The sequence below is a fragment of the Mesoflavibacter sp. CH_XMU1422-2 genome, assembly GCF_037029245.1.
GTDB lineage: Bacteria > Bacteroidota > Bacteroidia > Flavobacteriales > Flavobacteriaceae > Mesoflavibacter > Mesoflavibacter zeaxanthinifaciens.
The window spans coordinates 1-4,348 of the sequence record NZ_JAYMEE010000061.1 but is presented as its reverse complement, the minus strand read 5'-3'; the positions used below and the strand labels follow the sequence as shown (position 1 = coordinate 4,348).

Sequence of the window (4,348 nt, the reverse complement as noted above, 5' to 3'; positions counted from 1 at the left end):
GTGCCTTACAATGGTGAACATAGAAGTACTCTAGCAATAAATAATTAATATTTTACTTGTTTATTGCCTCAGTTCTTTGTTGGTAGCCGTTTTTTGTTCAGTTCGATTGTCAAAATCTATATTCCAATTTTAAAAGTACAAATCTAGGTAACAATCTATATTCAGTTGTTGATGTTCCAATATCGCTGATTGAAAAATTCCTAAATCTTTCCGTATTGAATAGGTTTTTACCAGTAATACCTAAAGTTAGTTTATTTTCAATGAGTTTGTAACGTGCATCAAAATCTAAAAAATAATACGTGTTATCGGTTTGCAAATTTCCAAAATAGTAACGTTCGGATTGTAATTGAAAATCAAGGTTTTTGTTAAAAATAAACGATAAATCTAAAAAACTTACATTATCTGTAAATGAATTATTTATCGTAGTTTCTATTTCCGTTGTTGTCCATTTTGTGCCAATATGGTAATTAAAAATACCTTTAAAACCAGAACGAAGTTCTAAACCATAATTATAGTTATTTGAGGTTACCAGTCTTAAATTAGAATTATTTACAATATTCTTGAATTCGCTTTTTGTATAGCCTAAATCTACCTTTAAGTTTGACGAAATGAACTTGAAGTAATAATCTAATTTTGAATTTATACTTATAAACTCACGGTCTTTAATCAGTATTTTTTCGGCTTGGGTAAAGTTTTGTTCTATTGTTGTATTTGTTGAAAAGAAGTCGTGATTTTTGCTGTAAAGAATAAATGTATTGGCAAAAAATCTATCACTCCAATTACCTAATTGATAATTAAAAACTACACTCGAAGCGTCTAACTGATTAAAATCGCCTGTTCCTTTTGAAAATGAACGAAAACCAGTTAAAACAAAATCACTAAATACATCTAAAACTTTTGCGTTTGTAGTGTTGTAAGAGTAAGAAGATGTAATTTTATTTTTATCGTTTATTTTCCAATCAAAACCTAAACTTGGATTGATGAAAAACGGATTTTGATTACTACTTGTATTATTGTTTTCTAAACGGTTAAAAAGCTGATGGACATCTATCGTGCCAACAATACCAAAATCTTTAATTTTTAATCTGTATTTACTTTTAAGGTACAAATCATTGACCTGATAATTGGTTTCGTTTTGATAACCATTTGGCTGTTCTAAAACGGAATTATTTTCTAAAAGTGAAAATGTGCTTTCTAATCTATCTTTTCTAAATTCATTACCTAACTGTAATTCTAATAGGTGTCCATTGTCTTTGCGGTCTAATAAATGTGCATTTACTCCTGCAAATTGCATTTGATTAGTGCTTTGTTGACTTACATTGTTAGCGTTACTATTTGCAGGAAATAAATCTTGATAAAAGAATTGATTTACAGCATAATTTTGAGGTGTTTTTTCATCTATAAAACGACCTGTTAGCAAAAATACTTTTTTATCTTTAAATTTATTGGTGTAGCTTATTTTTTGGTCAAAAAGTGTATTTTGATGTTGTAAATTTTCTATGGTAGAATTACCGTTAAATAGTAAATTCGAATTGTCGTTAAAATCGCCATTGTTATATTTGGTTGTGGCCTCTAACATTTTTGTTTTAGAGATGTTATAGATTAAATCTATTTTACCAAAAGCTATACGCTTATTGTTTTGTAATTGATAATCTTCTGTATTTGTAAAGCTTGTACCATTTACATCAACAAAATCTGTAGAATTTCTAAAAAAATTGGTTTCATCCCAATTAAAAAAACCTAGCGTTTTAATTTTTAGTTTTTCGGTTGGATTAAAAATAGCATTTAAAGAAACCAACTCTGCATTATTAAAGTTGGTTCTACTTTCTTTGAAATTAAGATTAGTTGGCGATAAATTTAATAATGAATATACACTTTGATTGTCGCCAACGGACGCTGGCTCGTCTCTACTTCGAAAAGGACGAATTAGATTTTCAATATCGCCTGTTGCATCGTAACCGGTATTATTGAAATTACCAATAAAAAAATATTTATTCTTCTTTCCAAAATTTGCCAAATTAAACCTGTTATCATAAATATTTTCGGAAACTAAACCATAACCAAAATTAATATTTCCAAACCAAATACGTTTGAAATCATCTTTTAATTTAAGGTTCAAAGCTACCTTATCACTTTGTTCGATACCTTTTAACAACCTGTTATTAGAATAATTGTTCAAAACTTCTATTTTATCAATAGGATGTGATGGCATATTTTTGGATAAAATTTTATACCCTTTTTCAAATAGGTCATCACCGTCTACCATTAATTTTTCAATTTCTTGATTTCCTATTCTTATAGTTCCATTATTATCAATTGCTATACCTGGTATTTTTTTGAGCAAATCTTCGACTGTTTGTTCATTACCAACACTAAAAAATTTGGCATTAAACACTATGGTGTCTTTTTTTACTTTTATTGGCTTATCAGATGTTATAATTACTTCATCAAGAGAAAATGGTTTTTCAAACAATATTATATCTTGAGTTATTTCTAATTTTGGTTTTTTTATTTGAATTTTCACAACTTTAGTTTCATATCCTAAGCTCGAAAAGGATAAACTATAATATCCTTCTTTTTCTATTTTTAGCTTATAGCTTCCTCTTTCGTCTGAATACGAAAAATCAAGTATAGATAAAATGCTATCTTTTTTTATTAAAACATTAGCGTAAGGTATTGGGTTCTTATTGCTGTTTTTTATGCTACCTTCAATTATTGTTTGTGAAAAACAAAATTTTATTCCACAGAAAAATAAAATAATTATTAGATGTAGTTGCTTAGTCATTCTCAAATAGTTCAACTTCTTCTCTACAATCATCGCAATTTTCATCGTATTTCAATGCATCATATCCTTTAGGAAGTCTACTTGAAAGTTTTGCGAAATCCTCTTTAATTAACTCAACTTTCTTTTTTAAGTATTGATTAATTGTTAGGGCTGATATGAATTTTGATTTGTCAACTTTTATTACACAATTTGATTGCTTTTCAATCTTCACTTTTTTAGCAACAATATGGAAAACTCTGTCATTGTCATAAACTTCAAGAATAATCCCTGATAGACCTTGAAATTTCCAAGGTCCAAAAGGAACTGGTATTTCTTCGGTAAACCAAGCAGTATATTCTCTACCTCTAAATTTTATTGTGGCTTTTTGGCAATTAAACTCACCAATTTTTTTTACCTCATCTTTTAAATTCCATTCCCAAACTAAAGAATCTTCTTTTACTAATAATTCTTTATCAAACCAAACTTCCATAAAATGGAAGCTCTTTCTATCATTATAAAAAAATTCTGGATTTAGGTTATTTCTTGGGACATCTCTATTTAATTGCTGTCCTTCATCTTTATTAGTCTGTTTAATTTTCTCTTTTTTATTTGAAATATTTGCTTCTTTATATATTGAATTGCTATTATTAAATTTTAATATAAAATCTCTAGAAAAATCTCTAGAAAAATGAGTGGATTGTGCATATTCAATTTCTCCACAAATTGTTAGTTTTTGCGCATAAGACATATTAATTGCTAAGCACATTAGTAGAAATAATATTGTTTTTTTCATCAAGTTTTGTTTTAAAATGCCTGCATTTATGATTTTTTAAATGCAGGCATAAATTAATTAGATACGGTGATTTTTATCTTTGTGCGACAATTACAACCTCATCTAAACATTCTCCATATGTCCAATCTGTACATCCTACAAGAACTCCATTTCTGTAAGTACAAACTCTCCATCTACAAGGATAATCTTCATTTGAAAAGTTTTCAACTTGAATTGCACTTGTAAATGATAAATCTTCTACAGATTGACTTTCTATAGAAGAATCAAAATTATCCTGACTTTGGAATTCTTCAACTTTTTTCACATCAATATTAATTTCTGATGTTACTTCTGTGTTTGCAAAAGCAAACGTTCCAATTAGCATAAATGCTAAAGCAAAAAATACATTTTTCATCGTTATCATTTTTAACGGTTAAGTTACCAAACTATACGTCTTTTAGGTCTTCGTAATTCGGCAAGCGGACTATTCCGCACTTTTTAGACCTGTTGGTTTTCAGATTTCCATCTTTTGAGAGTCAATTTACAATATTATTTTCTCTTCTTCGAGATTCCGTAAATCGGATGGTTATTAAATTGCTCTGTCGGTGGTCAAATGGCTACCAACGGTTTTGTATATGGAAAGTTGCGGGTTTGCGTGCGAGGATTTTCCGAAGGAAAATCAGATGTAGCAAACGTGCAACGACCTTTTGATTTAGCACAAAATAGCAATTTTTTATATACGTCTTAAGTTAGCAATCTATTAACTTTAACATTTAATCATAAAGAACCAAAGAGAGGAATAAGGTTATGAT

At 28.5% G+C, this 4,348-nt stretch carries 3 protein-coding genes; all 3 read right to left on the bottom strand.

All coding sequences use genetic code 11. The annotated features are described in order from the left end of the window. Window positions 1-109: 109 nt before the first annotated feature. A complete protein-coding gene (locus WA340_RS09255; RefSeq protein WP_336128650.1) occupies window positions 110-2,785 on the bottom strand; it encodes a carboxypeptidase-like regulatory domain-containing protein in 2,676 nt (891 codons plus the stop codon). After that, window positions 2,778-3,557 carry a GLPGLI family protein gene (locus WA340_RS09250; RefSeq protein ID WP_336128648.1) on the bottom strand — a complete coding sequence of 260 codons (780 nt, stop codon included), beginning with the start codon at window positions 3,555-3,557 and terminating at the stop codon, window positions 2,778-2,780. The genes WA340_RS09255 and WA340_RS09250 overlap by 8 nt, the downstream gene beginning before the upstream one ends. A 73-nt stretch (window positions 3,558-3,630) precedes the next feature. After that, window positions 3,631-3,951 (bottom strand): hypothetical protein, encoded by a 321-nt coding sequence (locus tag WA340_RS09245; protein ID WP_336128647.1) that lies wholly within the window; start codon window positions 3,949-3,951, stop codon window positions 3,631-3,633. Window positions 3,952-4,348: the final 397 nt, after the last annotated feature.